Source organism: Streptomyces sp. SudanB52_2052, assembly GCF_964272415.1.
Lineage (GTDB): Bacteria > Actinomycetota > Actinomycetes > Streptomycetales > Streptomycetaceae > Streptomyces > Streptomyces olindensis.
In genome coordinates this window covers 5,577,795-5,603,772 of sequence record NZ_OZ186796.1, presented here as the reverse complement: position 1 = coordinate 5,603,772, position 25,978 = coordinate 5,577,795, and the positions used below count along the sequence as shown (strand labels likewise).

Annotated in this window: 19 protein-coding genes and 1 other RNA gene; 5 read left to right on the top strand and 15 right to left on the bottom strand. The window is 73.3% G+C overall.

Translation table 11 applies throughout. The features are described from left to right. Window positions 1–100 precede the first annotated feature (100 nt). The 6 genes from ACSUPV_RS25010 to ACSUPV_RS24985 all read right to left on the bottom strand — a co-directional run bounded on the left by ACSUPV_RS25010 (window position 101) and on the right by ACSUPV_RS24985 (window position 7,007). The gene (locus ACSUPV_RS25010; protein ID WP_031113122.1) at window positions 101–1,282 is read right to left on the bottom strand and encodes an acyltransferase family protein; all 1,182 of its coding nucleotides are present in this window, start codon (window positions 1,280–1,282) and stop codon (window positions 101–103) included. Then, window positions 1,279–3,471, bottom strand: a complete 2,193-nt coding sequence (locus tag ACSUPV_RS25005) for a glycosyltransferase (RefSeq protein WP_436948596.1) — start codon at window positions 3,469–3,471, stop codon at window positions 1,279–1,281. Before ACSUPV_RS25005 ends, ACSUPV_RS25010 begins: the two co-directional genes overlap by 4 nt. 225 nt (window positions 3,472–3,696) lie before the next feature. Beyond that, on the bottom strand, window positions 3,697–4,692 hold the full coding sequence (locus tag ACSUPV_RS25000; RefSeq protein WP_436948595.1) for a hypothetical protein: 996 nt from the start codon (window positions 4,690–4,692) through the stop codon (window positions 3,697–3,699). Between the two features lie 110 nt (window positions 4,693–4,802). Further along, complete coding sequence (locus tag ACSUPV_RS24995) at window positions 4,803–5,825, bottom strand: LysR family transcriptional regulator (protein ID WP_436948594.1); 1,023 nt, start codon at window positions 5,823–5,825, stop codon at window positions 4,803–4,805. A 95-nt stretch (window positions 5,826–5,920) separates the two neighbouring features. Then, on the bottom strand, window positions 5,921–6,748 hold the full coding sequence (locus ACSUPV_RS24990) for a hypothetical protein (RefSeq protein WP_436948593.1): 828 nt from the start codon (window positions 6,746–6,748) through the stop codon (window positions 5,921–5,923). Between the two features lie 13 nt (window positions 6,749–6,761). Next, the gene (locus ACSUPV_RS24985) at window positions 6,762–7,007 is read right to left on the bottom strand and encodes a hypothetical protein (protein ID WP_031113114.1); all 246 of its coding nucleotides are present in this window, start codon (window positions 7,005–7,007) and stop codon (window positions 6,762–6,764) included. 274 nt (window positions 7,008–7,281) lie between these two features. Between ACSUPV_RS24985 and ACSUPV_RS24980 the strand changes: the two genes are divergently transcribed. From ACSUPV_RS24980 to ACSUPV_RS24970, 3 genes are all read left to right on the top strand, one after another. Further along, a complete protein-coding gene (locus ACSUPV_RS24980) occupies window positions 7,282–8,490 on the top strand; it encodes an MFS transporter (RefSeq protein WP_436948592.1) in 1,209 nt (402 codons plus the stop codon). A gap of 78 nt (window positions 8,491–8,568) precedes the next feature. Continuing rightward, the gene (gene yicI / locus ACSUPV_RS24975) at window positions 8,569–10,818 is read left to right on the top strand and encodes an alpha-xylosidase (RefSeq protein ID WP_436948591.1); all 2,250 of its coding nucleotides are present in this window, start codon (window positions 8,569–8,571) and stop codon (window positions 10,816–10,818) included. Then, window positions 10,818–11,789, top strand: a complete 972-nt coding sequence (locus ACSUPV_RS24970; RefSeq protein WP_436948590.1) for a LacI family DNA-binding transcriptional regulator — start codon at window positions 10,818–10,820, stop codon at window positions 11,787–11,789. Before yicI ends, ACSUPV_RS24970 begins: the two co-directional genes overlap by 1 nt. Window positions 11,790–11,836: 47 nt before the next feature. Here the strand turns inward: ACSUPV_RS24970 and ssrA are convergent. The 5 genes from ssrA to ftsE all read right to left on the bottom strand — a co-directional run bounded on the left by ssrA (window position 11,837) and on the right by ftsE (window position 15,740). Then, window positions 11,837–12,225: a transfer-messenger RNA gene (gene ssrA, locus ACSUPV_RS24965) on the bottom strand. A 99-nt stretch (window positions 12,226–12,324) separates the two neighbouring features. Continuing rightward, window positions 12,325–12,807, bottom strand: a complete 483-nt coding sequence (gene smpB / locus ACSUPV_RS24960) for an SsrA-binding protein SmpB (RefSeq protein WP_037767664.1) — start codon at window positions 12,805–12,807, stop codon at window positions 12,325–12,327. A 46-nt stretch (window positions 12,808–12,853) separates the two neighbouring features. Further along, window positions 12,854–14,023, bottom strand: a complete 1,170-nt coding sequence (locus ACSUPV_RS24955; RefSeq protein ID WP_436948589.1) for a S41 family peptidase — start codon at window positions 14,021–14,023, stop codon at window positions 12,854–12,856. A gap of 68 nt (window positions 14,024–14,091) precedes the next feature. Continuing rightward, on the bottom strand, window positions 14,092–15,009 hold the full coding sequence (ftsX, locus tag ACSUPV_RS24950) for a permease-like cell division protein FtsX (RefSeq protein WP_031113105.1): 918 nt from the start codon (window positions 15,007–15,009) through the stop codon (window positions 14,092–14,094). Window positions 15,010–15,050: 41 nt separating this feature from the next. Further along, window positions 15,051–15,740: a cell division ATP-binding protein FtsE gene (ftsE, locus tag ACSUPV_RS24945; protein WP_003990615.1), complete on the bottom strand. Its 690-nt coding sequence runs from the start codon at window positions 15,738–15,740 to the stop codon at window positions 15,051–15,053. A 237-nt stretch (window positions 15,741–15,977) separates the two neighbouring features. Between ftsE and ACSUPV_RS24940 the strand changes: the two genes are divergently transcribed. Further along, a complete protein-coding gene (locus ACSUPV_RS24940; protein ID WP_031113103.1) occupies window positions 15,978–16,169 on the top strand; it encodes a hypothetical protein in 192 nt (63 codons plus the stop codon). Between the two features lie 145 nt (window positions 16,170–16,314). Here the strand turns inward: ACSUPV_RS24940 and ACSUPV_RS24935 are convergent, their stop codons facing one another. The 4 genes from ACSUPV_RS24935 to ACSUPV_RS24920 all read right to left on the bottom strand — a co-directional run bounded on the left by ACSUPV_RS24935 (window position 16,315) and on the right by ACSUPV_RS24920 (window position 21,482). After that, window positions 16,315–16,953, bottom strand: coding sequence for an LPXTG cell wall anchor domain-containing protein (locus ACSUPV_RS24935; protein WP_436948588.1), 639 nt, complete (start codon window positions 16,951–16,953; stop codon window positions 16,315–16,317). Window positions 16,954–17,242: 289 nt separating this feature from the next. Beyond that, window positions 17,243–18,349 (bottom strand): peptide chain release factor 2, encoded by a 1,107-nt coding sequence (gene prfB / locus ACSUPV_RS24930; protein ID WP_031113100.1) that lies wholly within the window; start codon window positions 18,347–18,349, stop codon window positions 17,243–17,245. A gap of 71 nt (window positions 18,350–18,420) precedes the next feature. After that, a complete protein-coding gene (locus tag ACSUPV_RS24925; RefSeq protein ID WP_436948587.1) occupies window positions 18,421–19,668 on the bottom strand; it encodes a serine/threonine-protein kinase in 1,248 nt (415 codons plus the stop codon). 122 nt (window positions 19,669–19,790) lie between these two features. After that, complete coding sequence (locus ACSUPV_RS24920) at window positions 19,791–21,482, bottom strand: serine/threonine-protein kinase (RefSeq protein WP_436948586.1); 1,692 nt, start codon at window positions 21,480–21,482, stop codon at window positions 19,791–19,793. 362 nt (window positions 21,483–21,844) lie between these two features. On the opposite strand from ACSUPV_RS24920, the gene ACSUPV_RS24915 reads away from it, so the two are divergent. Then, window positions 21,845–25,822, top strand: coding sequence for an FHA domain-containing protein (locus ACSUPV_RS24915; protein WP_436949940.1), 3,978 nt, complete (start codon window positions 21,845–21,847; stop codon window positions 25,820–25,822). Window positions 25,823–25,978: the final 156 nt, after the last annotated feature.

Sequence of the window (25,978 nt, the reverse complement as noted above, 5' to 3'; positions counted from 1 at the left end):
CGGGGCAGTTTTCCATACCGGCGCAACCAGAGGAACGGGCCGGCGGGCCGGGCGGCCGGCTCGGGAGGCTCCGCGGGCCGGCCGCGCTGTCGGAACTCCCTCACCGTCGCTTTCTCACCCGAGGCTCACTCCTCGGCCACAACCGCGGTTTCTGCTGCGCCGCCAGGTCCTCCATCCAGCCGAACGCCAGGACGCAGCCGGCTATGAGTACCCAGACCAGGACCAGCACCGGCCAGGGGCTCTCCAGCAGGCCGGGGACGTTCTGCTCCAGCACGGGGAAGCCCCACAGCCGGTCCCACAGTGTGGCGGCGACCAGGATGCAGGTGTTGTGCCACAGGTAGATGGTCACGGCCCGGGAGTTGAGCAGGCCGATCGGCCGGGCGAAGCGGCGCAGCCTGTCCGGCCACTCGGACCAGGAGGGGCTGATGTGGAGCAGCAGGAGCACGGTGCCCAAGGACCACAGGGCCTGCGCGAGGGGCATGCTGTCCAGGTCGTTGCCGGTGCCGAAGTCGTGGCGCAGCGCGTACCAGAGGCCGACCAGGGCGATGACGGGCGCCACGGACGGGACGACGTAGCGCGGCAGTCGCCGCAGGATGCCCTCCTGGTGGGCCATGCCGAGGATCCAGCAGGCGCCGAAGGTGGAGAAGTCCGTGAGCGCCGAGGGGATCCGCTCGCCGGGCAGCGTGAGCCAGCCCTGCTCGAACGCGACGGCCAGCGCGATCGGCGCGGACAGCGTGACGACCGGCAGGGCGCGCAGGGCCTTCAGCAGCAGCGGGGACAGCAGCACGTACCAGAGGTAGGCGCGGATGTACCAGAGCGGGCCCGCGAGGTCGGCGGCCCAGTTCTCGCCGATGAAGCCGGGCACGCCGGGCAGTCCCTCGGCGTAGGGCGGGTCGCTGAACGGCACGATCCAGAAGGTGAGGTGGAGCCACCACCAGCCGGGGTGCCCGTCCGCGTCCGGCCCCCAGCCCTGGAGGACCATGCCGGTGACGCCGACGACGCCCAGCAGCCACAGCGGGGGCAGCAGCCGCCGCAGCCGGCCGCGGATCACCTGCACGGCCGGGCGCTTGAGCGAGCGGGCCATGAGGTTGCCCGCGAGGGCGAACATCACGCCCATGGACGGGAACACCAGCGGCAGCCAGGCCCAGCCCGTCAGGTGGTACAGCACGACACGGAACAGGGCGAGGGCGCGCAGCAGGTCGAAGTACCGGTCGCGGCCGGGCCGGGGTGACGGGGCCTGCTCCTGGCGCGGAGCCTCGGTCGTCGCGGGAACCGTGGTCATGCGACCGGCCGCCCGTCCATCTGCTGGTGGGGCGCGGCCATTCCGCCCCCGGGCAGCCCCACCGCGCCGGTGCGCCGCAGCTTCTGCCAGCGCAGCCGGCCGCCGGTGAGCGCGGTGATCCAGGACTGGAGCAGGACGACGTACATGAGCTGCCGGTAGAGGAGCTGCTGGAGCGGCAGGGAGATGAGGTGGGTCATGCGTTCCTTGTCGAGGTGGAACGCGTAGGCCGCGCACACGCCCTGCACCGCGAGGACGCCCAGCCAGGCGCCGATGGTCTTCTCGGTCGGGCCGAACACCAGCCCGTACAGCAGGAACACGTCGATCAGCGGGGCCAGCAGCGGCGCCACGACCATGAACATCGACACCAGCGGCAGTCCCACGCGGCCGAAGCGGCCCGAGGGTCCGCGGTCGACGAGGGCCCGGCGGTGCTTCCAGATGGCCTGCATCGTGCCGTACGACCAGCGGTAGCGCTGGGACCACAGCTGTTGCACGGACTCGGGGGCCTCGGTCCAGGCGACGGCCTTCTCCGCGTAGACGACGTGCCAGCCGTCGCGGTGCAGGGCCATGGTGATGTCGGTGTCCTCGGCGAGCGTGTCGTCGCTCATGCCGCCGACGCGTTCCAGGGCGCTGCGCCGGAACGCGCCGACCGCGCCGGGGATGGTGGGCATGCAGCGCAGCACGTCGTACATGCGGCGGTCGAGGTTGAAGCCCATCACGTACTCGATGTGCTGCCAGGCGCCGATGAGCGAGTCGCGGTTGCCGACCTTGGCGTTGCCGGCGACGGCGCCGACGCGCGGGTCGCCGAAGGGCTGCACGAGTTCGCGGACGGTGGTCGGCTCGAAGACGGTGTCGCCGTCCATCATCACGATGATGTCGTGGCGGGCGTTGGCGATCCCGCGGTTGAGGGCGGCGGGCTTGCCCGCGTTGAGCTGGCGGACGACGCGTACGCCGGGCAGGCCGAGGTTCTCGACGATGCGGGCGGTGCCGTCGCTGGAGCCGTCGTCGATGACCAGCACCTCGATGGGGTGGTCGCCGGCGACGAGGGAACGGACCGTCTGCTCGATGCACTTGGCCTCGTTGTAGGCGGGCACCAGCACCGACACCGGTTCCGTGACGGGCGGGCCCCAGCTGAAGTTCCGGCGGCGGACGCGGCGGGCGTGCGCGACGGAGAGGATCAGCATCAGCCCGAGGCGCCCGAAGACCAGCACGCCGACGACGGCGAGGCCCGCGACGAGGATCCCGGTCGTCTTCTCGGAGGCCTGCACCAGGAAGACCCACGCCTCGCCCTTGATCGACTCCAGCCCCGCGACCGAGGTGTGCGCGCTGGGGGCGTCCAGTGCGGCGGTGAGGGTGTCGAAGCGGTAGCCCTGGTCCTGCAGCCCGGTGATGAACCGGTCGAGTGCGGCCACGGTCTGGGAGCGGTCGCCACCGGAGTCGTGCATCAGCACGATGGCGCCCTCGCCGTTCTTCGGCGTGGCGTTGCTGATGATCTTCTGCACGCCGGGCCGGCGCCAGTCCTCGCTGTCGGTGTCGTTGACGATGGTGATGTAGCCCTTGCTGCCGATGTACTCGGTCACCGGCCAGGACTTGTTGTCCATGACGTGCGCGAACGACGAGTAGGGCGGGCGGAACAGCGAGGTGCGGATGCCGGCCGCCCCGGCCAGCGCGAGCTGGTTCTGCGACAGCTCCCAGTCGATGCGGCTCTTGCTCTGCAGCGACAGGTCCGGGTGGTTGAAGGTGTGCAGCCCGATCTCGTGGCCCTCGTCGACCATGCGCTGCACGAGGTCCGGGTGGCGGGAGGCCATGGTGCCCGTGATGAAGAAGACGGCCCGGGCGTCGTGCTTCTTCAGTACGTCGAGGACCTTGGGCGTCCAGACCGGGTCCGGGCCGTCGTCGAAGGTCAGGACCAGTTCGTGGTCCGGGAGTTCCAGGCTGGCGGGCTTCCCGTCCCGGGTGTCGATGACGGGCCCGCCCTTGAGGATGTCCTGCGGTACGCGGTCGTTGGCCGCGGGCGGCCCGACGCGGTGGTCGGCGAGGATCTCGCTGTGCACGTAGCCGCGCAGCATGAGCATCGCCATCAGCGCGACGAGGACGAGCAGGGGCAGCAGCAGGCGCAGGGGCAGGCGGCGTCGCCTGGAGCCGCCACGGGCTCGGGGCGCCGGCCCGGGACGGCTGGTACGGGATGCCATGGGTGGTGGTACTCCGGGTGGTGCGGGGAGGGGGGTGCGGGGACGGTCACGCGGCATGCCGGGCGCGCCCGGGCAGGCGGTCGGTACGGGTGGCCCTGGGGGCCGCTCGGGCGCATCGCCCGCCCGGAGGGCGGGCCCTGCGGCGTCTGGTGTGCTCTCGGCGCGCCAGGCGTCGCGGGACGGGCGCGACGGTGCGGAGATCCCCTGAGCCTTGTGCGACAAGGCCTAGGCGGCGGGCGTCTGGGCGATCGGCTGGGTCGCGGCCGGTCCGTCGGCGACGGTGCCGCCGTCGCCGCCGGTGCCCGTGGTCTCGGTCGGCGGATCGGGCGTGGTGGCGCCGGTCGGCGCCGGGGAGGACACGGGCGGGCTCGGCGGGTTCGCCGGCTTGCTCGGGGCCGGGGCGGTCGCGCCGGTGCCCGGGGCCGGGGCGGTCCGGGTCGCCGTCGGCGTGGGGTCGGCGGTCGTGCCGGCGCGGCCGGGGCCGGCGGTGGCCACGGGTTCGCGGGCGCTGGGGCCGGGCGAGGGGGCCGTGACCTCGTCGGTCGTCGGCGTGCTGCCCGGGGCGGTGGCGCCGGTGCCGTCGGCCGGGGCGGACTCGGCGGGCAGCGGCGGGGTGTCGACCTGCCCGGCCGGCGGGCCCTCCTTCTTGCTGGGCACGGGCAGCCAGGGCGCGTTGGAGTTGCCCGACAGCAGCGTGGCGACGATGACGACGGCGTAGACGCCGCAGGCCAGGGCGATGACCATGCCGATCCGCCGGAAGCGGCGGCTGCGGCGGCCGGACTCGTCGACGAAGACGGGCCGGTCGGCGGCGGCCGGGCCCGCGCCGGTGCCTTCCTTGACCTGCCGTACGAAACCGTCCCCGAGCTGAACGGCGTCGAGCTGGACGGTGACCTCGTGCGGATCGTGGGTGTGTTCGGCGGCGTCGCGGCCGGGCCCGGACGCGACGGCTTCGTCGGCTTCCTCCGGCTCCCGCCAGGGGTCGCGGGCGGCGGTCCGGAAACTGGCGCCCGGGGCGAGCGAGTCGGCCTCGCCCTCGCTCTGCCGCGGAATCCCGCGCAGTATCTCCGTCACGTCGGGCCGCCGGCGGTCGGTCGGCCGGACGTCACCGGCGAAGACCTGGGTGACTCTCCGGTCCCGGCCCATGCCGTCCGCGGGGACTTCACCGGTGGCCGTCGCGGCCTCGGGCCATTCGGGTTGGGCGTCTTCTCGCCACTGTGTCACGCGTACGCACTTCCCCCCACGGGATGGTTCAGGTGCGCGTACGACCTGAGCACCCGTCGTCGGACCGGGCCCCCCACCCGTCCGAGCGCCCCCCTATTACCACACCGTGCTCAGGCGTCGAATGTAGCGCACGCGGAGGTTGTGTGTGGACGCCGTGTCGAATCGTTTCGTTCGCGAGACCTCATGAGGACATCGTCACCAGCGGGAATCCATGTCCCGGCGGGCCTTCGCAGCCAGCCCTCCTCCGCCGCGAGCCGGGCCGCGGCCCGGCGCAGCGCGTCGAACGCGGGGTGGGTCAGGCCCCTGCGCCACACCAGTGAGACGGGGGACAGCGGGACGGGGTCGACCAGGGGCCGTGACACCGTCGACGGCATGGCCGGAAATCCCACAACGGCCAGGACCGGATGGCGCGTTCTGGCCATGACCCGCTGGAACTCCTCCTCGCCCACGGCCAGCGGCGCGGGTGGCGCGATCTCGATGCCCCGGCCCTCGAACAGCAGCCGTGCGAGGTCGGTCCACTCCGGTGTGCGCGCGTTGCCGGCGCCCGCGTAGACGGTCTCGCCGGCCAGTTCGGCGAGCGGCACCCGCGCCCGCCCGGCCAGCCGGTGGTCCTCGGGCAGGACGACGGCCATCGGCTCGTACCGCACCGGCTGGTGGTCGAGCCCGGCCCGCAGCGCCGTGTCCAGCCCGGCGAACCGTCCGAACGACGCGTCCAGCCGGCCCGCGAGCAGCTCGCCGGCGGCTCCGGTCAGGCCGCTCTCGTAGCGGGCCATCAGTTCGTGCTCCGGGGCGAGTTCGCGGGCCAGGTGCAGGACGCGGCGCGGCGTGGCCAGGCCCGGGGAGTTGAGGTCCACCAGCAGGGGCCGGGCCTGGTCGAAGGCGGCGAGCAGGTCGTCCTGCGCCCGGAGCACCCGCCGGGCGTACGGCAGCAGCCGCTCCCCGTCGGGCGTGAGGCTCACCTGCCGGGTGGTCCGCACGAACAGTTCGGCACCCAGCTCCCGCTCCAGCCGCCGCACGTCCCGGCTGAGCGCCTGCTGCGCCAGGTGGAGGCGCACCGCGGCACGGGTGAAGTGCAGTTCCTCGGCGACGGTGACGAAGGCACGCAGGAGACGGGGGTCGAGGTGGGCGGGCATGGGGTGAAACTACAGCGGGGGCGGATCGGCGGGGCGGGGGACGGTGACCTGCGCCCGTCACCCAAGGGCAGGCCTCGCGCACCCGGGGCACCGTCTCAGGAGTCGGCGCCCCGCCGCGTAGCCCCCTCCCCGCCGGTCGCCTCACCGCCGGCCGCGGTCTCGGCGTCACCCCCGGGCGCCTCCTTCGGCGCACCCTGCCCCACCCGGTGGCGGGGCACCGACCGCAGCGGCGGACGCGTCAGCGTGATCTGCCGGACGACCTGCTGGAAGCACGCCAGCGCGGCGAGCCCGGGCAGCGCGGCCGCCGCGGTGCCGAGGACGGTCCTGGGCGCCTGGACGACGCACAGCAGCACGGCCACGCAGGAGAAGACCACGACCACACACCAGGAGTGCGCGGCACGGCGCTGGTGCAGCGCGGCCCGCAGCACGGACAGGGAGGCCACCAGCCAGGGCCCGTAGACGAGGAGGGGCCACCAGGTGCGGAGGTTCCGCTCCGCGGGGGACGCCGCGACCATGCGCAGGGGGTCGTAGGCGACCATGCCGCTCAGCACGCTCACGGCGGAGGCGATGACGGCCGCCAGGGCGGCGACGAGGAAGCTGGTGGTGCGCAGCAGGCCCGGGGCCCTGCGGGGGCGGACCTTGCGGTGGCGGCGGGGGACGTCCCGTACGGGCGGCAGTTCCTCGGTGATGTCCTGGAGCCGCCTCATGTGCGCGCCCGGCGCCGGGGCCGGCTCCTCGACCTCGGCCGGTTCCTCGTCCCGGGGGCCGGGAATCCGCGCCGCCTGTTCCCCGAGGGCCTCCTGGAGGATGAACGCCAGTTCCTCGGCCGGGTCCCAGGTCGGATCCGGCGGTGTCAGGGGGGTGACGAAATCCCGGGCCGGAGCCCGGTGCCGTCCCGTGCCCTCGATTCCATTGTCGTACATGTCGGCGGCCCGACTATTCCGCGAGCGCGAAAGCGGGCCATTCCGTCGCACTGATCCACCGCCGGGCGAGATCCTTTTCCAGCGCGCTCATGGCGTCGATGAAATCGCGCAGCACCGGCTCGGTCACCTGCAGCGTGACCGGGCAACCGGCCTTGGTGAGGGTGCCGTTGACGGTGGCCGACGAGTGCACTGGAGCCGGAATGTAGGTGTACGGGCCGAGCGTTACCGCCCAACCGTCTTTCCTGGTCGCCTCGGTCATGTACCGACTAACCGCCTGCCCACTTCGCCGGATGCGCGGCAAACGAGTGAAGGATTGTCCCGAATGAGCATCTTTTCCATGCATCATGAGGAACATCAGTAATCTCCATATTTCTGTATGAAAAACAGGGAGCGAACATTTCTCGCCACGGGGTTTCCCGCCACGGGTTTCCCTCGACGGCCGCCATGGGTTCCGGCCGTTCACAACCCAGGTGCGTGATTCCGCGCGGAACAGGTGTTGGACCGCTTGATCACCCCCGGGCGACGGTGGGCGCATGCCGCCACTCTCCCCGTACCGCCGCCTGTTCCGGCTGCCGGGCGCCCGCGCCTTCACCGCCGGGAACCTGATCGCCCGGTTGCCGATGGGCATGTTCAGCGTCAGCGCCGTCGTCATGATCGCCGGGACGCGGGGCTCGTACGCCCTGGCCGGCGCCGTCACGGCGACGGGGCTCGCGGCGACCGCGGTCGTCGCGCCCTGGACCGCGCGGCTCGTCGACCGGTACGGCCAGGCCCGGGTGGCCCTGCCCGCCACGGTGATCGCCGTGCTCGGCTCCCTCGCGCTGCTGCTGTGCGTCCGCCACGACGCCCCGGACTGGACCCTGTTCGCCGCCTACGCCGCCACCGCCACGACCCCCAACACCGGCGGCATGTCCCGGGCCCGCTGGGCCCATCTGCTGGCCGGTGACGCCAAGGCCCTGCACACCGCCAACTCCTTCGAGCAGGCCGCGGACGAACTGTGCTTCATGCTGGGCCCGGTGCTCGCGGCCTTCCTGTGCGCGGCGCTCTTCCCGGAGGCGGGCACGCTGGCCGGCGCGGTGCTGCTGCTGACCGGCATGCTCCTGTTCACGTCCCGGCGGGCGACGGAACCGCCGGTCCGCGAGCGGATACCCGCGAAGGCGCCGCTGCGCTCTCCCGGCATGCCCCCGTTGCTCGCGGTCTGCCTGGCGATGGGCGGGATCTTCGGCTCGACGGAGGTCGTCACGCTGGCGTTCGCGGACGCGCGGGGCCACGGTGCGGCGGCGGGTGCCGTGCTCGCGCTCCAGGCGGCGGGATCCTGCGCCGCGGGCCTGCTCTACGGCGCGGCGAAGCCGGCCCGCCCGGCCGCGGCCCGCCTGTCGTGGTGCGTGGCCGCGATGGGCGTCCTGCTGACCCTGCCGCTGCTCGCCGCCGCGCTCACCGGTTCGCTCCCGCTCCTGGCGGGCGCCCTGCTGGTGGCCGGGATGGCGACGGCCCCGACGATGGTCACCACCATGACGCTGGTCCAGGAGCGCACCCCCGAGGGCCGGCTGAACGAGGGCATGACCCTCGCGGTGACCGGTCTGCTCGGCGGCATCGCCGGTGGCAGCGCACTCGGCGGCTGGACGGCGGAGCACGTGTCGGCGACGGCCGGATACGGCGTCCCGGTGACGGCGGCGGCCCTGGCCCTGGCGCTGTCCCTGACGGTCGCGTCGAATCGCTTCACCCGTACCCGCACGACCCATTGACGGCCTCACGCAACCCCCCATACGTTCGGCTGTCGAAGCGCTTCGACAACACGCGCCGTGAAGCGAGGGACCCCCCACATGAAGTTCACCGACGGCTACTGGCTCCTGCGCGAGGGCGTCACCGCGGCCTACCCGGCCGAAGTCCTCGACGTCATCGAGTCGGACGGCACGCTGGAGATGCACGCTCCGACCCGGCCCATCCGCTCCCGCGGCGACCTGATGACGGGCCCCGTCCTCACGGTCACCGCCCACACGCCCATGCCCGACGTCATCGGCCTGACGCTGACGCACTTCACGGGCGGCCGCCCCCAGGGCCCCGCGTTCGGGATCACGGCGTCGGAGACCGCCCCGCGGCTCTCGTACGACGACGAGCACGCGACCCTGACCTCGGGCGACCTGTCGGTCCGGCTCTCCCGCGGCGGCCCCTGGCAGGTCGATTTCCTCGCGCACGGCCGCACGCTCACCGGCAGCGGCCACAAAAGCACGGGCATCATGCGGGACCCGGACGGCGGGCACCACCTGCGCGAACAGCTCGTCCTGAAGGTCGGCACGTCCGTCTACGGCCTCGGGGAGCGCTTCGGTCCGCTGGTGAAGAACGGTCAGGTCGTCGACATCTGGCAGTCCGACGGCGGCACGTGCAGCGAACAGGCCTACAAGAACGTGCCCTTCTACCTCACGGACGCGGGCTACGGCGTCTTCGTCGACCACCCCGGCAAGGTGTCCTTCGAGGTCGCCTCGGAGGTCGTCTCCCGGGTGCAGTTCAGCGCCGAGACGCAGGAGCTGACGTACTACGTCATCTACGGCCCCACCCCGAAGGACATCCTGCGCAAGTACACGGCCCTGACCGGCCGCCCGGCCCTGCCGCCCGCCTGGTCGTTCGGCCTGTGGCTGTCGACGTCCTTCACCACCTCGTACGACGAGGAGACGGTGACGTCCTTCATCGAGGGCATGCGGGAACGCGAACTCCCCCTGTCCGTCTTCCACTTCGACTGCTTCTGGATGCGCGAGTACCACTGGTGCGACTTCCGGTGGGACGAGCGGGTCTTCCCCGACCCGGAGGGCATGCTCGCCCGCCTGAAGGACCGTGACCTGCGGGTCTCCGTCTGGATCAACCCGTACATCGCCCAGCGCTCCCCGCTGTTCGCCGAGGGGAAGGCGCTCGGGCACCTGCTGAGACGCCCGGACGGCAGTGTCTGGCAGTGGGACATGTGGCAGCCGGGCATGGCCCTGGTCGACTTCACCTCGCCGGCCGCCCGCGACTGGTACGCCGCGAAGCTGGAGGCGCTGCTCGCGCAGGGCGTCGACTGCTTCAAGACCGACTTCGGCGAACGCGTACCGCTCGACGTGGTCTGGTCCGACGGCTCCGACCCGGAGCGGATGCACAACTACTACACGTACCTGTACAACCGCACGGTCTTCGAGGTGCTGCGCAAGCACCGCGGCGAGGCGGAGGCGGTCCTCTTCGCCCGCTCGGCGACGACGGGGAGCCAGCAGTTCCCGGTGCACTGGGGCGGCGACTGCGAGGCCACCTACGAGTCGATGGCGGAGTCGCTGCGCGGCGGCCTGTCCCTCGGCCTGTCGGGTTTCGGCTTCTGGAGCCACGACATCGGCGGCTTCGAGGGCACCCCGACCCCGGCCCTGTTCAAGCGCTGGCTGGCCTTCGGCCTGCTCTCCTCCCACAGCCGCCTGCACGGCAGCAGCTCCTACCGGGTCCCCTGGCTCTTCGACGACGAGTCCGTCGAGGTGGCCCGGCGGTTCACCCGGCTGAAGCTGCGCCTCATGCCGTACCTGTACGAGGCGGCCCGCACGGCCCACACCGAGGGCGTGCCGGTGATGCGGGCGATGGTGCTGGAGTTCCCGGACGACCCGGGCTGCGCGCACCTGGAGCGGCAGTACATGCTCGGCCCGGACCTGCTGGTCGCGCCGGTCTTCAGCGACGAGGGTGACGTCTCGTACTACGTCCCCGAGGGCACCTGGACGCACTTCCTCACCGGCGAGACGGTGACCGGGCCGCGCTGGGTGCGCGAGCGGCACGACTTCCTGAGCGTCCCGCTGCTGGTCCGGCCGGGAGCGGTGCTCCCGGTGGGCGCGCGGGACGACCGCCCGGACTACGTCCACGCCGACGGGGTGACGCTCCGGGCGTACGGCCTGCGGCCGGGCGACGAGCGGACGGTACGGATCGGGGAGGTGACCTTCACGGTCGTGTGCGACGGGGGCACCCTGCGGGCCTCCTGCAGCGACCCGTCGGCGCCCTGGGCCCTGGCCGACGGCCACCGCGAGGTGCGGGCGGCGGCGGGGACGGGCACCCTGACGCTGGAGCCGGCCTGATGGTCAGGATCACGGACGTGGCCCGCCGGGCCGGGGTCTCCCCCAGCACCGTCTCCTACGCGCTGAGCGGCAAGCGCCCGATCTCCCCGGAGACCCGGCGCCGCGTGGAGGCGGCGGCCCGGGAGCTGGGCTACCGGCCGCGGACGGCAGCGCCGTCGCACGGCGGGTCGAAGGTCCTGGCCGTGGCGGCTCCGCTGCGCGGCGGCGTCGACGTACCGGCGACGATGCGGCTGACGCAGTCGGTGGTGACAGCGGCCCGCGCGTACGACCACGACGTCCTGCTCCTCACCCATGAAGAGGGCCTGACCCGGCTCCGGGGGTCGGCGCCGGCCGACGCGCTCCTGGTCCTGGACATCGCCCTCCACGACCCGCGCCTGCCCCTGCTCCGCTCCTTGGACCACCCGCTGGTGCTGCTCGGCCTCCCCACCGAACCACGGGATCTGACCTGCGTCGACCTGGACTACCGCGCGGCGGGCGAGGCGTGCGTGCGGCACCTGGCCGGCCTCGGCCACCGATCGGTGGCCCTGGCCGGCTCGCCGCCGGAGGTCTACCTCCGCGAGACCGCCTCGGCCCGCCGCCTGGTCGAGGGCGTCACCACCGCGGCCCACCGGCACGGCCTGGCCTCGTCGGCGCACCCCACCGAGCCGTCCCCGCCCGCGGCCCGCGCCCTCGCGGACCGCCTGCTGCGCGCCCACCCCGCCCCGACGGCCGTGATCGTCCAGAACGATCCCCTGCTGGACCCCCTGCTCACGACCTTCCGGCAGCTCGGCCTGCGCATCCCGGAGGACCTGTCGGTCATGGCCGTCGGCACCGACACCCCCGCGACCATCACCGCGATCCCCGTACCGACGGCGGAACTGGGCACGCGCGCGGTGCACCTGCTGATGCGCAAACACAGCGGCGCACCCGTGCCGGGGACGACCCTGCTGCCGCCGCGCCTGGCGGAGCGGGGCAGCACGAGCCAGGCATGACGAAGGCCCCGCCGCTCGAAGCGACGGGGCCTGCGCCCACATGGGATGAGTGGAGATGGCGGGAATCGAACCCGCGTCCAACGGTGCAGAACCAGGGCTTCTCCGTGTGCAGTTCGCTGCGATTTTCTCGGCCCCGGCGATCACGCGAACAAGTCGCCGACGGGCCCAGTCACTGTTTGATTTCCCACCGAGCCCCGTGACCGGGCTCGATGGTTTAGTTCCCTAGCTTATGCCAGGATCCGGGCCGGGAACGCTCCCGGGCTGACACCCATTTAGGGGCCTTCAGTCACTGCTTATCAGGCAGCGAGGGCGAAGGCCTGGGAATCGCGCTTGGTGTTGGCGATTATTTTTTGCGACATATGGTTTACGAGATCATTGCCGCTTCCTCGACACGCTTCCCCTGCTTCGACAGCCGCTGTCGAAACCGATCATCCCCATGTTGTGTTGACAATCCCCTCCGGAGAGGGGCGCGCACCCGCTGTGGGGTGCAGACACCATCGTACGTGACCAACGCAGGTCGGTGCCAGCGTATTCCCTACGCCCCGCGCTGCCTCCGCTTCACCGCCGCGATCGCGCGGTCGGTCTCCCGGCGGTCCTGCTTCTCCCGCAGCGCCTGCCGCTTGTCGTACTCCTTCTTGCCCTTCGCCAGCGCGATCTCGACCTTGGCCCGGCCGTCCTTGAAGTACAGCGCGAGCGGCACGATGGTGTGGCCCGTCTCGCCCGACTTCGACTCCAGCTTGTCGATCTCGGCGCGGTGCAGCAGCAGCTTCCGCTTGCGGCGGGCGCTGTGGTTGGTCCACGTGCCCTGGCTGTACTCCGGCACGTGCACGTTGTACAGCCACGCCTCGTTCCCGTCGAGCTGCACGAAGCCGTCGACCAGCGACGCCCGTCCCTGACGCAGCGACTTCACCTCGGTGCCGGTGAGGACCAGGCCGGCCTCGTAGGTGTCGATGATGTGGTAGTCGTGCCGCGCCTTCTTGTTCTGCGCGATCAGCTTGCGCCCTTTTTCCTTAGCCATAGTGCCGCCCATTTTCGCACTACGGAGGGGGCCCGCGGGAAGTCGATTACGAGGGGCTCGCCAGGCCGCGCAGGACGGCCTCGGCCCGCTGGAGGGCCCCTTCGTCGGCCTCCAGGTCGGGCGTGATGCCCCGGCCGTCGACCCCGCGGCCGGAGGGGGTGCGGTAGTGCCCGACGGTCAGCTCCGCGACGGAGCCGTCGGGCAGCCGGCTCGGCATCTGGACCGAGCCCTTGCCGAAGGTGCGGGAGCCCACGACCAACGCGCGTCCGCGGTCCTGCAGGGCGCCGGTGAGGAGCTCGGCCGCGCTCATCGTCCCGCCGTCGACGAGCGCGACCAGGGGTCTCGTCGTGTCGCCGCCGGGCTCGGCGTGCAGCGCGCGCTGTTCGCCGTCGACGCCGTAGGTGGCGACGAGGCCGCCGTCGAGGAAGGCGGAGGCGGCGGTGACGGCCTCGGTGACCAGGCCGCCGGAGTTGCCGCGCAGGTCGAGGACGACGCCGGTGCCGGGCGGGGCCTGCCCGAGGGCCTCGCGGACCTGGTCGCCGGAGCCCTTGGTGAAGGTGTCGACCCGGATGACGGTGACCGGGCCGGCGACCTGCCGGACGGTGACCGAGTCGGTGGACAGCTGGGCGCGGCGCAGGGTCTCGGTCCACGCGCGCGTGCCGCGCTCCAGGCCGAGGCGGACGGTGGTGCCGGCGGGGGCGTCGGTGGCGTCCCCGCGCAGTAAGGAGACGACCTCCGTGACGGGCCTTCCGTCGGTCTTCCGGCCGTCGACGCTGCGCAGCACATCTCCCGGGCGGATCCCGGCGGCGGCCGCGGGCGAGCCGGCGCGTACCTTCGTCACCGCGACCCGGCCGTCCCGTTCGCTGCGGGCCCACAGGCCGACGCCGGTGTACTGGCCGTCGAGCGCGTCCTCGAACTCCTCGTACTCGCCCTCGGAGTAGACGGCGCCCCAGCGGTCCCCGCTGCGGCTGACGGCGCGCTTCGCGGCCTCCATCGGGGACTTGCCGTCGGCCAGGGCCTCCTCGGCCGCCCTGGTGACCGCCGCGTGGTGCCCGGCCGAGGCGGCCGAACCGGCCTCGTCCGGCGTGGACTTCCGGTCGGCCTGCGGCAACGCCCCGGTGGCCGCACCGGCGACGAGCACGCTCGCGAACAGCAAGGTCAGGGCGGCCCCGCGGCGCATGCGGCGGGGCTGACAGAACGGGTCACGACCTGACATGCCGGTGAGTCTAGGACAAGGGGAAGGGCCGTACGGTCGGTTGACCGCACGGCCCCTCTTGGTATGCGTCACACCTTCAAGTACTTGCGCAGCGCGAAGAACGCGGCCAACGCGGGCATCAGCAGGCTCGTGGCGAGGATGAGCGGCAGCTTCGTGAGAACGGCGTCCCAGCCGATGAAGTTGATCAGATTCAGCTTCTCGGACAGGGCCAGACCGTGGTCGATGATGAAGTACCGGGCGACCAGCAGGAAGGCGCACGCGAGGGTGCCGCCGATGAGTCCGGCGACCGCGGCCTCCATGATGAACGGCGCCTGGATGTAGAAGCCCGAGGCGCCGACCAGGCGCATGATGCCGGTCTCGCGCCGCCGGCTGAACGCCGAGACGCGCACGGTGTTGACGATCAGCATCAGCGCGACGACGAGCATGAGCGCCATCACCGCGCGCGCGGCCCAGTTCATGCCGTTGAGAAGCCCGAACAGATTATCCAGGATGCCCTTTTGGTCCTGCACGGACTGCACGCCGTCCCGCCCGTCGAAGGCGGTCGCGATGACCTGGTACTTCTGCGGGTCCTTCAGCTTGATGCGGTACGACTCCTGCATCTGGTCCGGCGTGAGGGAGCTGGCCAGCGGGGAGTCGCCGAACTGCTCCTTGTAGTGCTTGTACGCCTGGTCCTGCGACTCGTACGTGACCGTCTGGACGACGTCCATCTTGTCGAGGTCGGCCTTGATCTGCTTCTTCTGGTCGTCCGTCACCGCGCCCTTGGCGCAGTTCGGGTCGGACTCGGCGTCGCTCTTGTTGCAGAGGAAGATCGAGACGTTGACCTTGTCGTACCAGTAGCCCTTCATGGTGTTGACCTGGTCGCTCATCAGGAGCGACCCGCCGAACAGGGCGAGCGACAGGGCGACGGAGACGATGACGGCGAAGGTCATCGTCAGGTTGCGGCGGAGACCGACGCCGATCTCCGACAGGACGAACTGGGCGCGCATGGCGGCTGGTTATGCCTTTCCGGTGGATCTCGGGTGCGGTCTCAGTGCTGGTAGCCGTAGACACCGCGGGCCTGGTCGCGGACGAGGCGGCCCTTCTCCAGCTCGATGACGCGCTTGCGCATCTGGTCCACGATGTTCTGGTCGTGCGTGGCCATCACCACGGTCGTGCCCGTCCGGTTGATGCGGTCGAGCAGCTTCATGATGCCGACGGAGGTCTGCGGGTCGAGGTTGCCGGTGGGCTCGTCGGCGATGAGCAGCTTCGGCCGGTTGACGAAGGCCCGTGCGATGGCGACGCGCTGCTGCTCACCACCGGACAGCTCGCCGGGCATCCGGTCCTCCTTGCCGCCGAGCCCGACGAGGTCGAGCACCTGCGGCACGGACTTGCGGATCTCGCCGCGGGACTTGCCGATGACCTCCTGCGCGAAGGCGACGTTCTCGCCGACCGTCTTGTTCGGCAGCAGGCGGAAGTCCTGGAAGACCGTCCCCAGCTGGCGCCGCATCTGCGGCACCTTCCAGTTGGAGAGGCGGGCGAGGTCCTTGCCCAGCACGTGCACCTGCCCGTGACTGCACCGCTCCTCGCGGAGGATCAGCCGCAGGAAGGTGGACTTTCCGGAGCCGGAGGACCCCACGAGGAAGACGAACTCGCCCTTCTCGACCTCCAGGGAGACATCCCTGAGGGCGGGGCGGGTCTGCTTGGGGTAGACCTTGGAGACATTGTCGAATCGGATCACGGATGCACCACGGGTCGCCGGGGGTAGATGAGCGTGACCATACGCGAACCGGGTAGGGGACCGCAGTCACCGACCATGGTTGCGCCATGGATGTGCCGTTTTGTACCGATCCCCGCACCACCACTCCTGTGACAGTGGACCGCGCGGCCTCCGGAGGAACCTGGCACAGTGGAGGGGGGAACATTCCCGTCCCCACGAACGTTGGGTACGTGGAACCGGCGCAAGGAGGGCAAGCGCATGACGTACGACCGGCTGGTGTGCGCGAACTGCGCGGCCCCCGTGAGCGAGGGCCGCTGCCCCGTGTGCCGCGCGAACCGCGAGCGGCTGCAGCAGGAGAACTTCCTCGCGAATCTGAACCCGATGGCGCTGATCGCCCTGCTGACAGTGCTGATCGCGGCGGTGGCCCTGCTGGCGCACCAGACGGCTTGACGGTGCACCGGACCGCTTGACGGCGCACCAGAGCGCGCCAGGGCGTACGCACGCCCTCCGAGGACACGGCCGAGGGCCCGGAGCGTTTCGCTCCGGGCCCTCGAACGTCGCACTGCGCCTACGGTCCGTAGGGGCGCGCCTACCGTCAGGCGGCGGCGCCGCCCCGGCCGCCCATCAGGCGCGGCAGGACGCGGAAGCCGACACCGCCGGCGATCATCGTGGCGGCGCCGATCACCAGGAAGGTGGTCTGCGCGGCACCCGTCTCGGCGAGCTCCGGGCCGTCGGCCTGGGCCTGCTGCTGCGGGGCCGGGGTGTTGTCCGAGCCGATGTCGGTGAGGGACGAGGAGCCCTCCTGCTGCGGGGAGGTGCCGCCGTCGGGGCCGGTGTTGTTGCCGCCGCCGTTGTTGCCACCGTTGGCGTTGCCGTTGCCGTTGCCGTTGCCGTTACCGCCGCCGTTCCCGTTGCCGTTCCCGTTGCCCGGGTCGGTGGGCTGGCTCGTCGGGTCCTCGGTCGGCTCGGTGGGCTCGTCCGTGGGATCGGTGGGCTGGTCGGTCACCGGCGGGTCGGTCGGGAGACCGGTCGGCGGGTCCGTGGGAAGCTCGGTCGGAACCGGCGGCGTGGTCGGCGGGGTCGGGACGGGCGACTCCTCGGCGCACAGGATGCCGAGCAGGCAGTCCTCGGTCTCCGCGGCGGATGCGGCACCGGCGGCGGTCAGCGAGGCACCGGCGGCGATCACGGCACCGGCCGCTATCCGCGCGACACGGATCCGCGTCTTCTTCGTCATGTGGTTGCTACCCCCAGTAGCTCATCGTCATTAGGCAGCGTCGGGGCTGTGCTCGACGGGGACAGCTGCGGTGAAAAGCCCCCCGGTTCACATGCGCCCCAGAGACACGCATGCCGCGCTTTACCCTTCCCATTTTTCAAAGACACGTCAAGGGCGTTTGCGTGCGCCATGTCCAACTACGGGAGCTATGCCGGGACTCTGAGCCTGTGAGTGTGATGTAAAACCCAGACATGCAGGTACAGAAAAGGCAACCACCGCCCCGAGGGCGGCAGTTGCCTTGTCGACAAACTTACTTCTCCTGCTGCTTGCGCCAGCGAATTCCGGCTTCGAGGAATCCCTGGATCTCGCCGTTGAAGACGGACTCGGGGTTGCCGACCTCGAATTCGGTGCGCAGGTCCTTGACCATCTGGTACGGGTGCAGCACGTAGGAACGCATCTGGTTGCCCCAGGAGTTGCCGCCGTCGCCCTTGAGGGCGTCCATCTTGGCCTGCTCCTCCTGGCGGCGCCGCTCCAGCAGCTTGGCCTGGAGGACGTTCATCGCCGTGGCCTTGTTCTGGATCTGCGAGCGCTCGTTCTGGCAGGAGACGACGATGCCCGTCGGGATGTGGGTGATGCGCACCGCGGAGTCCGTGGTGTTCACGCCCTGGCCGCCGGGGCCCGAGGAGCGGTACACGTCGACCCGCAGCTCGCTCTCGTCGATGTCGACGTGGTCGGACTGCTCGACCACGGGCAGGACCTCGACGCCCGCGAAGGACGTCTGGCGCCGGCCCTGGTTGTCGAAGGGCGAGATGCGCACGAGGCGGTGCGTGCCCTGCTCGACGGAGAGCGTGCCGTACGCGTAGGGCGCCTGGACGGCGAAGGTGGTCGACTTGATGCCGGCCTCCTCCGCGTACGACGTCTCGTAGATCTCGGTCTTGTAGCCGCGCTGCTCGGCCCACCGCAGGTACATGCGCTGGAGCTTCTCGGCGAAGTCGGCGGCGTCGACGCCACCGGCCTCGGCACGGATGTTCACCAGGGCCTCACGCGCGTCGTACTCGCCGGAGAGGAGGGTGCGGACCTCCATCTCGTCGAGCGCCTTCTTCACGGCGGCGAGCTCGGACTCGGCCTCGGCGCGGGTGTCCGGGTCGTCCTCCTCCTCGGCCATCTCGAAGAGGACGCCGAGGTCGTCGATACGACCGCGCAGGGCCTCGGCCTTCCTCACCTCGGCCTGGAGGTGGGACAGCTTGCTGGTGATCTTCTGCGCCTCATCGGGGTTGTCCCACAGGGACGGCGCGGCCGCCTGCTCCTCGAGCACGGCGATGTCTGCCCTCATCTTGTCGAGGTCCAGAACGGCCTCGATCGACTCCATGGTCGAGGAGAGGGACTTGAGCTCTTCGGATACGTCGACGACTGCCACGCCCTCCAGCGTAACGGCTCCGCCCGGCGGGCAGCGCCGGGCGGCCGGTGCGGGCGGGCGGAGCCCGGGGGTCAGGGGGACTGGGGCGCCGAGTTCTTCGTGTCCTGGGGAGGTGCTCCCCCGTCGTCGTCCGACGTGGAGAGCCAGGCCCCGACGCCGACCGCCGCCGCCAGGGCGACCGCGCCGGCTCCCAGGGCCACCCGGCGGCGCCGGGTCGCGGCGCGGTTGCGGGCCGAGCCGGGGCGGGGGGCGCCCGAGGCGCGCGGGGCCCGGGCCGTGCCGTGGGCGCCGCCGGCCAGCTCGTCGGGGGCCGGGACGCGCATCGAGGTGTGGGTGTCCCGGTTGGAGTCGGCCGGCTTCGCGCCCGGCACCAGGGGGACCGCGCCCCGCCGCCTGGCCTGCTTGCCGGCCGGTGCCGGGCCGGCCGGCTGCTCCTCGCGGTCGGCCTCCTCGGCCTGCTCGGTGTCCGGCTCGTCGACCTCCAGCGGCGGCATGCCCGCCAGCATCGGCAGCAGCTCCCGCAGGCGGGCGCCGAGCTCGGAGGCCCGCAGCCGGGAGGCCGGGGCCTTGGCCAGGCACTGCACGAGCAGCTGCCACAGCTCGTCGGGGATGCCGGGCAGCGGGACGACCGTCTCCGTGACGTGCCGGCGCAGGACCGCGCCCGGGTGGCCGCCGCCGAACGGGGTGAAGCCCGCGAGCAGCTCGTAGAGGACGGTGGCGAGGGCGTAGATGTCGACCGACGCGCGCGGGGGCAGGCCCTCGACGATCTCCGGGGCGAGGTAGTCCGGCGTGCCGATGATCTTCGTGGCCTTGGTGCGGCGCGGGGTGTCGATGAGCTTGGCCACGCCGAAGTCGGTGAGCAGCGCGCGGTGGGAGCCGCCGGGGCCGAGGGGGCCCTGCATGTCCAGGAGGACGTTCTCCGGCTTGACGTCCCGGTGGACGACCCCGGCGGCGTGCGCGGCCGCCAGCCCGTCGGCGATGTCGGCCGCGATCGCGACGGCCGCCTCGGGGGCGAGGCGGCGGTCCCGCTCCAGCCGGGTGCGCAGGTCCGTGCCGCGGACGAGGTCCATGACGAGGGCCAGGTCGTTGCCGTCGACGACCAGGTCGCGCACGGACACCACGTGCGGGTGCTCCAGGCCGAGCAGGGCCGTGCGCTCCTGGACGAAGCGTCCGACGAGTTCCTGGTCGGACGCGAGGTCCTCACGCAGCAGCTTGATGGCGACGGGACCTTCGGGGCCCTCGCCCAGCCACACCGTGCCGGCGCTGCCCCGCCCCAGGATCTGGTGGGCGGTGTACCGGCTGCCGATCTTCCGTGCCAAGGCTGCTCCTACCGACGCGTGTTGTCGCTAAAACTACGCGTCCGGGGAGCCAACCTTCACCGCCCGGGCGGAAATCACCCGCCAGGTGTCGACAAATCACCAACCCCGCAGGGTGGTTCGGGTCAGTTCGTGCCCGAACCGCTCCCGCCGAGCTTCTCGAACCAGCCGGTCACCGTGGAGAACCAGTCGGTGAGCTGGTCCCAGTAGCCCTTGGTGGTGCCGATCCACTCCTGGAGCGGGCTCAGCTCCCAGATCAGCCAGCCGGCCACGAACAGGATGACGATCGTGAACAGGCAGCCCTTCAGGCAGCCCAGGCCGGGGATGCGCATCGGGTTGGCGCTGCGCTGCCGCGGCTGCCGGGGCTCGCGCTGGGGCCGCTGCGGCTGCTGAGGCTGGGCCGGGGGCGCCGGCGGGGCGTAGCGCTGCGGCGGCTGCGGCCGCTGGGGCTGGGGGGCGTACTGCTGGGGCTGCTGCTGCGGGTGGCCGTAGCCGGGCCCGGGCGGGGGCGCCTGGTGGCGCGGGGGCTGCTGCTGCGGCCGGGCGACCTGGCGTTGGGGGCGGCGGCGCAGCGGGTCCTGGCCGGGGTCGAGGTACTGGACCTGCGTCTGCTCGTTGCGGTCGCGGGCGGCCCGCAGCTGGTTCTGCCAGGGGTGCGGGTCCTCCGGGCCGCCCTGGCCCTGCTGGCCGGGGTGACCGGGCGCGCCCGGCGGGACCGGCGGCATGACGGCGGTCGGGTCGGCCGCGCCCCGGTTGGGGAGCACGGCGGTGGGGTCGGCGGCGCCGGCCGGGCCGCCGGTGTGCCCCATGACGCTGGTCGCGGCGTTCGGGTCGTAGGAGCCCGCGCCCTGCGGGAGGACCTGGGTGGGGTCGGCCGCGCCGGGCGTGTCCGGCACGGGGGCGGGGGCCGGGTCGGGCGCGAGGAGCGCGCCGACGCCCTCGGCGGCGGCGATCTGCGCGGAGTTCGCGTGCACGCCGATGCCCTCGGCGACGACGCGCAGGCCGCGGGCGAGGTTCTCGGCGCTGGGCCGCTCGTCCGGGTTCTTGCGCAGGCAGCGCTCGATGACCGTCCACAGCGGGTCGGGGACGGTGGAGGGGCGGCGCGGCTCGGCGCTGAGGTGCTGGTGCAGCACCTCCAGGGCGGAGCTGCCGGCGAACGGCGGGCGGCCGGTGACCAGCTCGTACAGCAGGATGCCGGCGCCGTAGATGTCGACGGCGGAGGTCTGCGGGCGGCCCTCGGCGGACTCCGGGGCGACGTACGCGGGCGTGCCGACGAACTCCTGGGTGCGGGTCAGGCCCGGGGAGTCGGCGAGGCGGGCGATGCCGAAGTCGGTCAGCAGCGGGTGCATCTGCCCGTCGTACTGCTTCAGCAGCACGTTGGCCGGCTTCAGGTCGCGGTGGACGACGCCGTCGGCGTGGCTGGCGGCGAGCGCGTCGGCGATCTGGGCGGTGAGCAGCGCCGCGGCGACGGGCGTGAAGGGCCCGTTCTCGCGCAGGTAGCGGTGCAGGTCGGGGCCCTCGACGAGGTCCATGACCAGCGCCAGCAGCTCGCCCTCGACGACCAGGTCACGGACCCGGACGATGTTGGGGTGCGTCAGCCGGAGCAGGACGGAGCGCTCCCGCAGGAACCGCATCACGATGTCGGGGTCGCCGGCCAGCTCCTCCTTGAGGACCTTGATCGCGACGGTCTCGCCGGGCTGTCCGGGCACGGCCGCCTCGGCGCCCGCGGTCTCGCGCTGGCGGGCTCGCCAGACGGTGCCCGTGGCGCCGCGTCCGAGCGGCTCCTCGAGCAGGTACTTGCTGCCTACCGGCCGCACGTCATGCGCTCCCTGGTGCTTGCCTTGCCTGCTGGCCTGTCCGCCCCACTGTAGTGCCGGGCGGCCGAGGACCGGAGTGTCGTCTTTCTGTGGGTCTTACGTACCGGTTCCCACACCCGTTCGAAGGAAAGACGCTCACCTCGGTCTTGTGGTTGCCGGTAACGAACGTGACTGATCTCAACCGGTCGGCTGTGGGTCATCTCTCAGGCACTTTTGCGGGCAGAGCCGACCAATCAAGATCACTTGTCCCGGAGCGAGGGGCGCGGTGTCAGTGGCAGGTGCGAGGATGCGTGCAGTACTGGCCGACGTGCTGGGGCGGGGTGGGGGACTCCGCGCCCGGGCAGAAGGGACCGCTGACGGCGATGCAGATCCGGCTGACCGTCGTAGACCCGCTGGGCGCATCGGCTCCGGGGCGGGACCGCGCCCCGCGCAGCGACGTCCTGGTCACGGCGCCGGCCGGCACGGCGCTCGCGGCGGTGGCGTCGGCGCTCGCCCAGGCGGTCTCCGGCGGCGACGGCTCGGGCACGCCCGTGCTGTACGCCGGGGAGCAGCGGCTCGACGCGCAGCGCTGCACGCTGGGCGAGCCGCCGCTGACCGACGGTGCCGTGCTGTCCGTGGGCGCGCCCGGGGAGCCGGAGCCGCATCCCGAGTGGGACGACGCCCCGGCCCAACTCCAGGTGGTCGCCGGCCCCGACGCGGGCGGCGTCCACCTGCTGCACGGCGGTGAGATCCGCATCGGCCGCTCCGCCGACGCTGACGTGCCCCTCGACGACCCGGACGTGTCCCGGCTGCACTGCGCGGTGACGGTCGGCGCGGACGGCCGCGTCTCGGTCGCCGACCTGGACTCCACGAACGGCACGACGCTGGACGGCACGCGCGTGGGCAGCCGTGCGGTGCGGTTCGCGCCGGGCGCGCTGCTGCGGATCGGCGAGTCCGCCCTGCGGCTGGCTCCCGCCGGGGGGCCGGGGGGCCGGGTGGAGACGACCCCGGACGGGGAGGGGCACGTGCGCGTGCCCGGGCCCCGCCACGCCGACAGCGCGCCCTCGTACGCGCCCGTGGCGTCCCCGGCACCGGCCGGCCCGTCCGGAGCCACGCACCACGCCCACGGCTCGGCGGCCTGTGCCACGCCGGCCGTCGAGGGGCAGGGCTCCGGCGAGGCCGTGGTGCCGGGCCAGGGCGGGGCGCCACGGATCGAGGGCGGGGCGCCCTCCCGGGGTGCCGGAGGCGGCGCCCCCGCGGGAGACAGCCGGGGCGGGGTGCCCTCTCCGGGCGCCGGCGGCGAGGCGGGATCGCGGGCAGCCGGGGACGGGTCGCCGTCGGCGGCCGGGGCCGGGGCTGCGCAGCCCTCTCCTGGACCGCAGGGAGCGCGCCCGGGTTCGCCGGAGCTCTGGCTCCGGGCTCCCCACCAGCGAGGTCCGGCGCGGCCGGGCAGCGGTGACGGTGACACGCACGCGGGCCGCTCCGGGGCCGGGGCGTACGGCCACACGGGCTCGGACGGCACGCGTGCGCACGCCGAGCGGACGTACGGCACCGGGCCCCTCCGTGCCGGAGCCACGGACAGCACCGGCCCCCGCCCCCGGGGCGTGGACGATCCGGGGGCTCCGAACGCGGCCTCTCCCACCGGCACCGACAACCCGACCCACCCGGACGAACGCGCCGGGCGCGGACACCACAGCTCTCATGGGCCGGCTGCCCCGACCGGCACCCGCACCAACGGACCGGCCACGCCACCCACCGGCACCGGCACCCCCACCCACCACCCGGACCAACCCTCCGGACAGGAACGCAAAGGCACCCCTCTCCGCGGCACCCCCGGGTCCGCCGCCCGGGAGGCGGGAGGTCGTGCGGGGGCCGAGGAACCGGCGGAGTCGCCGGACGAGCGCGCCGGTCGTGGGCGCAAGGGCACTCCTCTCCGGGGCACCGACGTGCCGTCGGGGACGCGCAGGCGGGGTGGGCTCGGGGCCTGGGCCCGGCGCTGGGCCGGAGGGCGAGGCGAGCAGCCGGCGGCCGGGCCCGAGGCGTACGAGGACGAGCCGGCCGACGTGGTCGCCGAGCACCCGGCCCTCGCGCCGGCGGTGCCGGAGACCTGGCCGGACCCGGCCGCGCTGCTGCTGACGGCGCTGGGCCCGGGCCCCCGGCTGTGGGAGCGCGGGCCGGGCCACCCGGAGGCGCTCGCCGTGCGGCTCGGCACGGCCGACCGGGCGGCCCCGGACGGCTCGGGCCTGCTGCCCGCCGTGCCGGTGACCGCCGGGCTGCGGGAGGTCGGCGCGCTGGGGCTGGCCGGGCCGCGGACGCGGCTCGCCGGGCTGGCCCGTGCCGTGCTGGCGCAGCTCGCGGCGCTGCACTCCCCCGACACGCTGGAGATCGTCCTGATCGCAGCGGACCGCTCCCGTCCCCTGGAGGAGCGCACCGCCGAGTGGTCCTGGCTGGGCTGGCTCCCGCATGTCCGCCCGGGACACGGCCAGGACTGCCGGCTGCTCCTCGCCCACGACCGCGAACAGGCCGCGGCCCGCACCGACGAGCTGCTGCGCCGCCTGGAGGACCAGCTGGCCGATGCGGGAGCGGGGAGTAACGGCCCGGTCGCCGCCACCTCGGGCACGGCGCCGAGCACCCTGGCCGCGGCGCCGAGCGCCCCGGCCTCAGCGGCGAGCACCCCGGTGACCGGCCCCCGTGGGGGTGACGCCCCCGTTCCCCCGCGAGCCCACCGCCCGTCCTGGGCCGTCCGGGACGACGCCCCCGACCCGACCACCGCGTTCCCCGGGCCCTACACCGTCCTCGTCGTGGACGGCGACCCGGGCGGGGCCGGCCTGCGGGACGCCGTCGCGCGGCTGGCGCTGGAGGGCCCCCGGGCCGGGATCCACGTCGTCTGCCTGGCCGAGACCGCCGCCGCTTCCCCGGCCTCCCCCGTGACGGACACCTACGAGGCGGCCTGCTCCGTGGCGCCCACGTTCCGGCAGTGCGGTGCCGTCGCGCTGCTCAGCGGTGACGTGGCGACGGCCCTGCGGCTGATGCGCGTGGCCCGTGCCGGCGGCGACGGCTCGCCGGCCGGCCCCGTCGGCCACGGCACCATCGCCACCGTCGACGCCGTCTCCCCCGCCTGGGCCGAGCGGTTCGCCCGGGCGCTGGCGCCGCTGCGCACGGACGGCACGGCGAGCGACCGCCAGCCCCGCGTCTCCGCACCGCTGCCCCAGGCGGCCCGGTTGCTGGACGAGCTGGGCCTCGCCCGGGCCACCCCGGCCTCGCTGATGGCGCGCTGGGCGGACGCCGCCGACGACACCGACGCGCTGGGCGGACGGGTGCGCGCGGTGCTGGGCGCCGGGCCGCGCGGCCCGGTCTGCGCGGACCTCGCGGTCCAGGGACCGCACCTGCTGATCGAGGGCCCGCCGGGCAGCGGCCGTACGGAGCTGCTGCGGGCGGTCGTCGCCTCGCTGGCCGCCGCCGAGCGGCCGGATCGCCTGGGCATCGTGCTGGTCGACGGCCGGGGCGGCCCGGGCGCGGGCGGCGGGCACGGCGAGGGCTTGCGGATCTGCACGGACGTACCGCATGTCACCACGCACCTCACGGCGCACGACCCGGTGCGGATGCGCGAGTTCGCGCAGTCCCTGACCGCCGAGCTGAAGCGGCGCGCCGAGCTGCTGGGGCGGTCCGACTTCGCCGAGTGGCACACCGGGCGCGAGCTGTCGGGCCGTATGGTCGCCCAGCGCACGGCCACCGCCCGGGGCGGCGCCCCGGCCGAGGCCGGGGCCGGGGACCTCGACAGCCCGCCCAGCTCCACCCTGCGGCTGCGGCCCGGCGGGGCCCGGCGGCAGACGGAGGCGGCGGCGCCCCCGCTCCCCCGGCTCGTCGTGGTCGTCGACGACCTGGACGCGCTGGTCTCCCCCGCGCTCGGCTCGACCGGGCGCCCCGCGGCCGGGTCGGTGATGCGCGCCCTGGAGGCCGTGGCCCGGGAGGGCGAGCGGCTCGGCGTGCACCTGGTGGCGGCCACCGGGCCCTGCCCCCGCACGGCGGAGACGGAACCGGCGCGCCGGGCCACCCTGCGCGTCACGCTCGACACCCCGGCCCCCGGCCCGGACGAGCCGGCGCCCGGCCGGGGCAGCCTCACGTCCGCGGACGGGCGGACGACCCCGTTCCAGGGCGGTCGTGTCACCGGCCGCATCCCCCGGACGGCGACGCTGCGCCCCACGGTCGTCCCCCTGGAATGGCACCGCATGGGTGACCCTCCGGCCCGGCGTCCGGTGCGGGAGCTCGGAAACGGCCCGACCGACCTGGCACTGTTGGCCAGCGCGCTGGAAAGGGCGGCGCGGGAGGTCTCGGCTGCGAAGGTGCCGTCCCTTCTGTGACACGGGACGGCCGCCCGGCCGCACCCGGCGTCACGGGGGCCGCGCCCCTGGTCACGAGGGAGTCACGATCCCCCGCTTGACAGCCGACGCCATCTTGCCGCCCCCGCACACCCGGGCGTAGACCAGATCGCACGGGAGCGCGCTCGACGTTCGACG

Coding starts and splice junctions, on each gene's coding strand:
- ACSUPV_RS24940 (WP_031113103.1), top strand. CDS start 15,978: ATGACGTACGACCGGCTGGTGTGCGCGAACTGCGCGGCCCCCGTGAGC.
- ACSUPV_RS24985 (WP_031113114.1), bottom strand. CDS start 7,007: ATGACCGAGGCGACCAGGAAAGACGGTTGGGCGGTAACGCTCGGCCCG.
- ACSUPV_RS24955 (WP_436948589.1), bottom strand. CDS start 14,023: ATGTCAGGTCGTGACCCGTTCTGTCAGCCCCGCCGCATGCGCCGCGGG.
- yicI (WP_436948591.1), top strand. CDS start 8,569: ATGAAGTTCACCGACGGCTACTGGCTCCTGCGCGAGGGCGTCACCGCG.
- ACSUPV_RS24980 (WP_436948592.1), top strand. CDS start 7,282: ATGCCGCCACTCTCCCCGTACCGCCGCCTGTTCCGGCTGCCGGGCGCC.
- ACSUPV_RS24970 (WP_436948590.1), top strand. CDS start 10,818: ATGGTCAGGATCACGGACGTGGCCCGCCGGGCCGGGGTCTCCCCCAGC.
- ACSUPV_RS24935 (WP_436948588.1), bottom strand. CDS start 16,953: ATGACGAAGAAGACGCGGATCCGTGTCGCGCGGATAGCGGCCGGTGCC.
- ACSUPV_RS25010 (WP_031113122.1), bottom strand. CDS start 1,282: ATGACCACGGTTCCCGCGACGACCGAGGCTCCGCGCCAGGAGCAGGCC.
- ftsX (WP_031113105.1), bottom strand. CDS start 15,009: ATGCGCGCCCAGTTCGTCCTGTCGGAGATCGGCGTCGGTCTCCGCCGC.
- ACSUPV_RS24915 (WP_436949940.1), top strand. CDS start 21,845: ATGCAGATCCGGCTGACCGTCGTAGACCCGCTGGGCGCATCGGCTCCG.
- ACSUPV_RS24995 (WP_436948594.1), bottom strand. CDS start 5,825: ATGCCCGCCCACCTCGACCCCCGTCTCCTGCGTGCCTTCGTCACCGTC.
- ACSUPV_RS24990 (WP_436948593.1), bottom strand. CDS start 6,748: ATGTACGACAATGGAATCGAGGGCACGGGACGGCACCGGGCTCCGGCC.
- smpB (WP_037767664.1), bottom strand. CDS start 12,807: ATGGCTAAGGAAAAAGGGCGCAAGCTGATCGCGCAGAACAAGAAGGCG.
- ACSUPV_RS25005 (WP_436948596.1), bottom strand. CDS start 3,471: ATGGCATCCCGTACCAGCCGTCCCGGGCCGGCGCCCCGAGCCCGTGGC.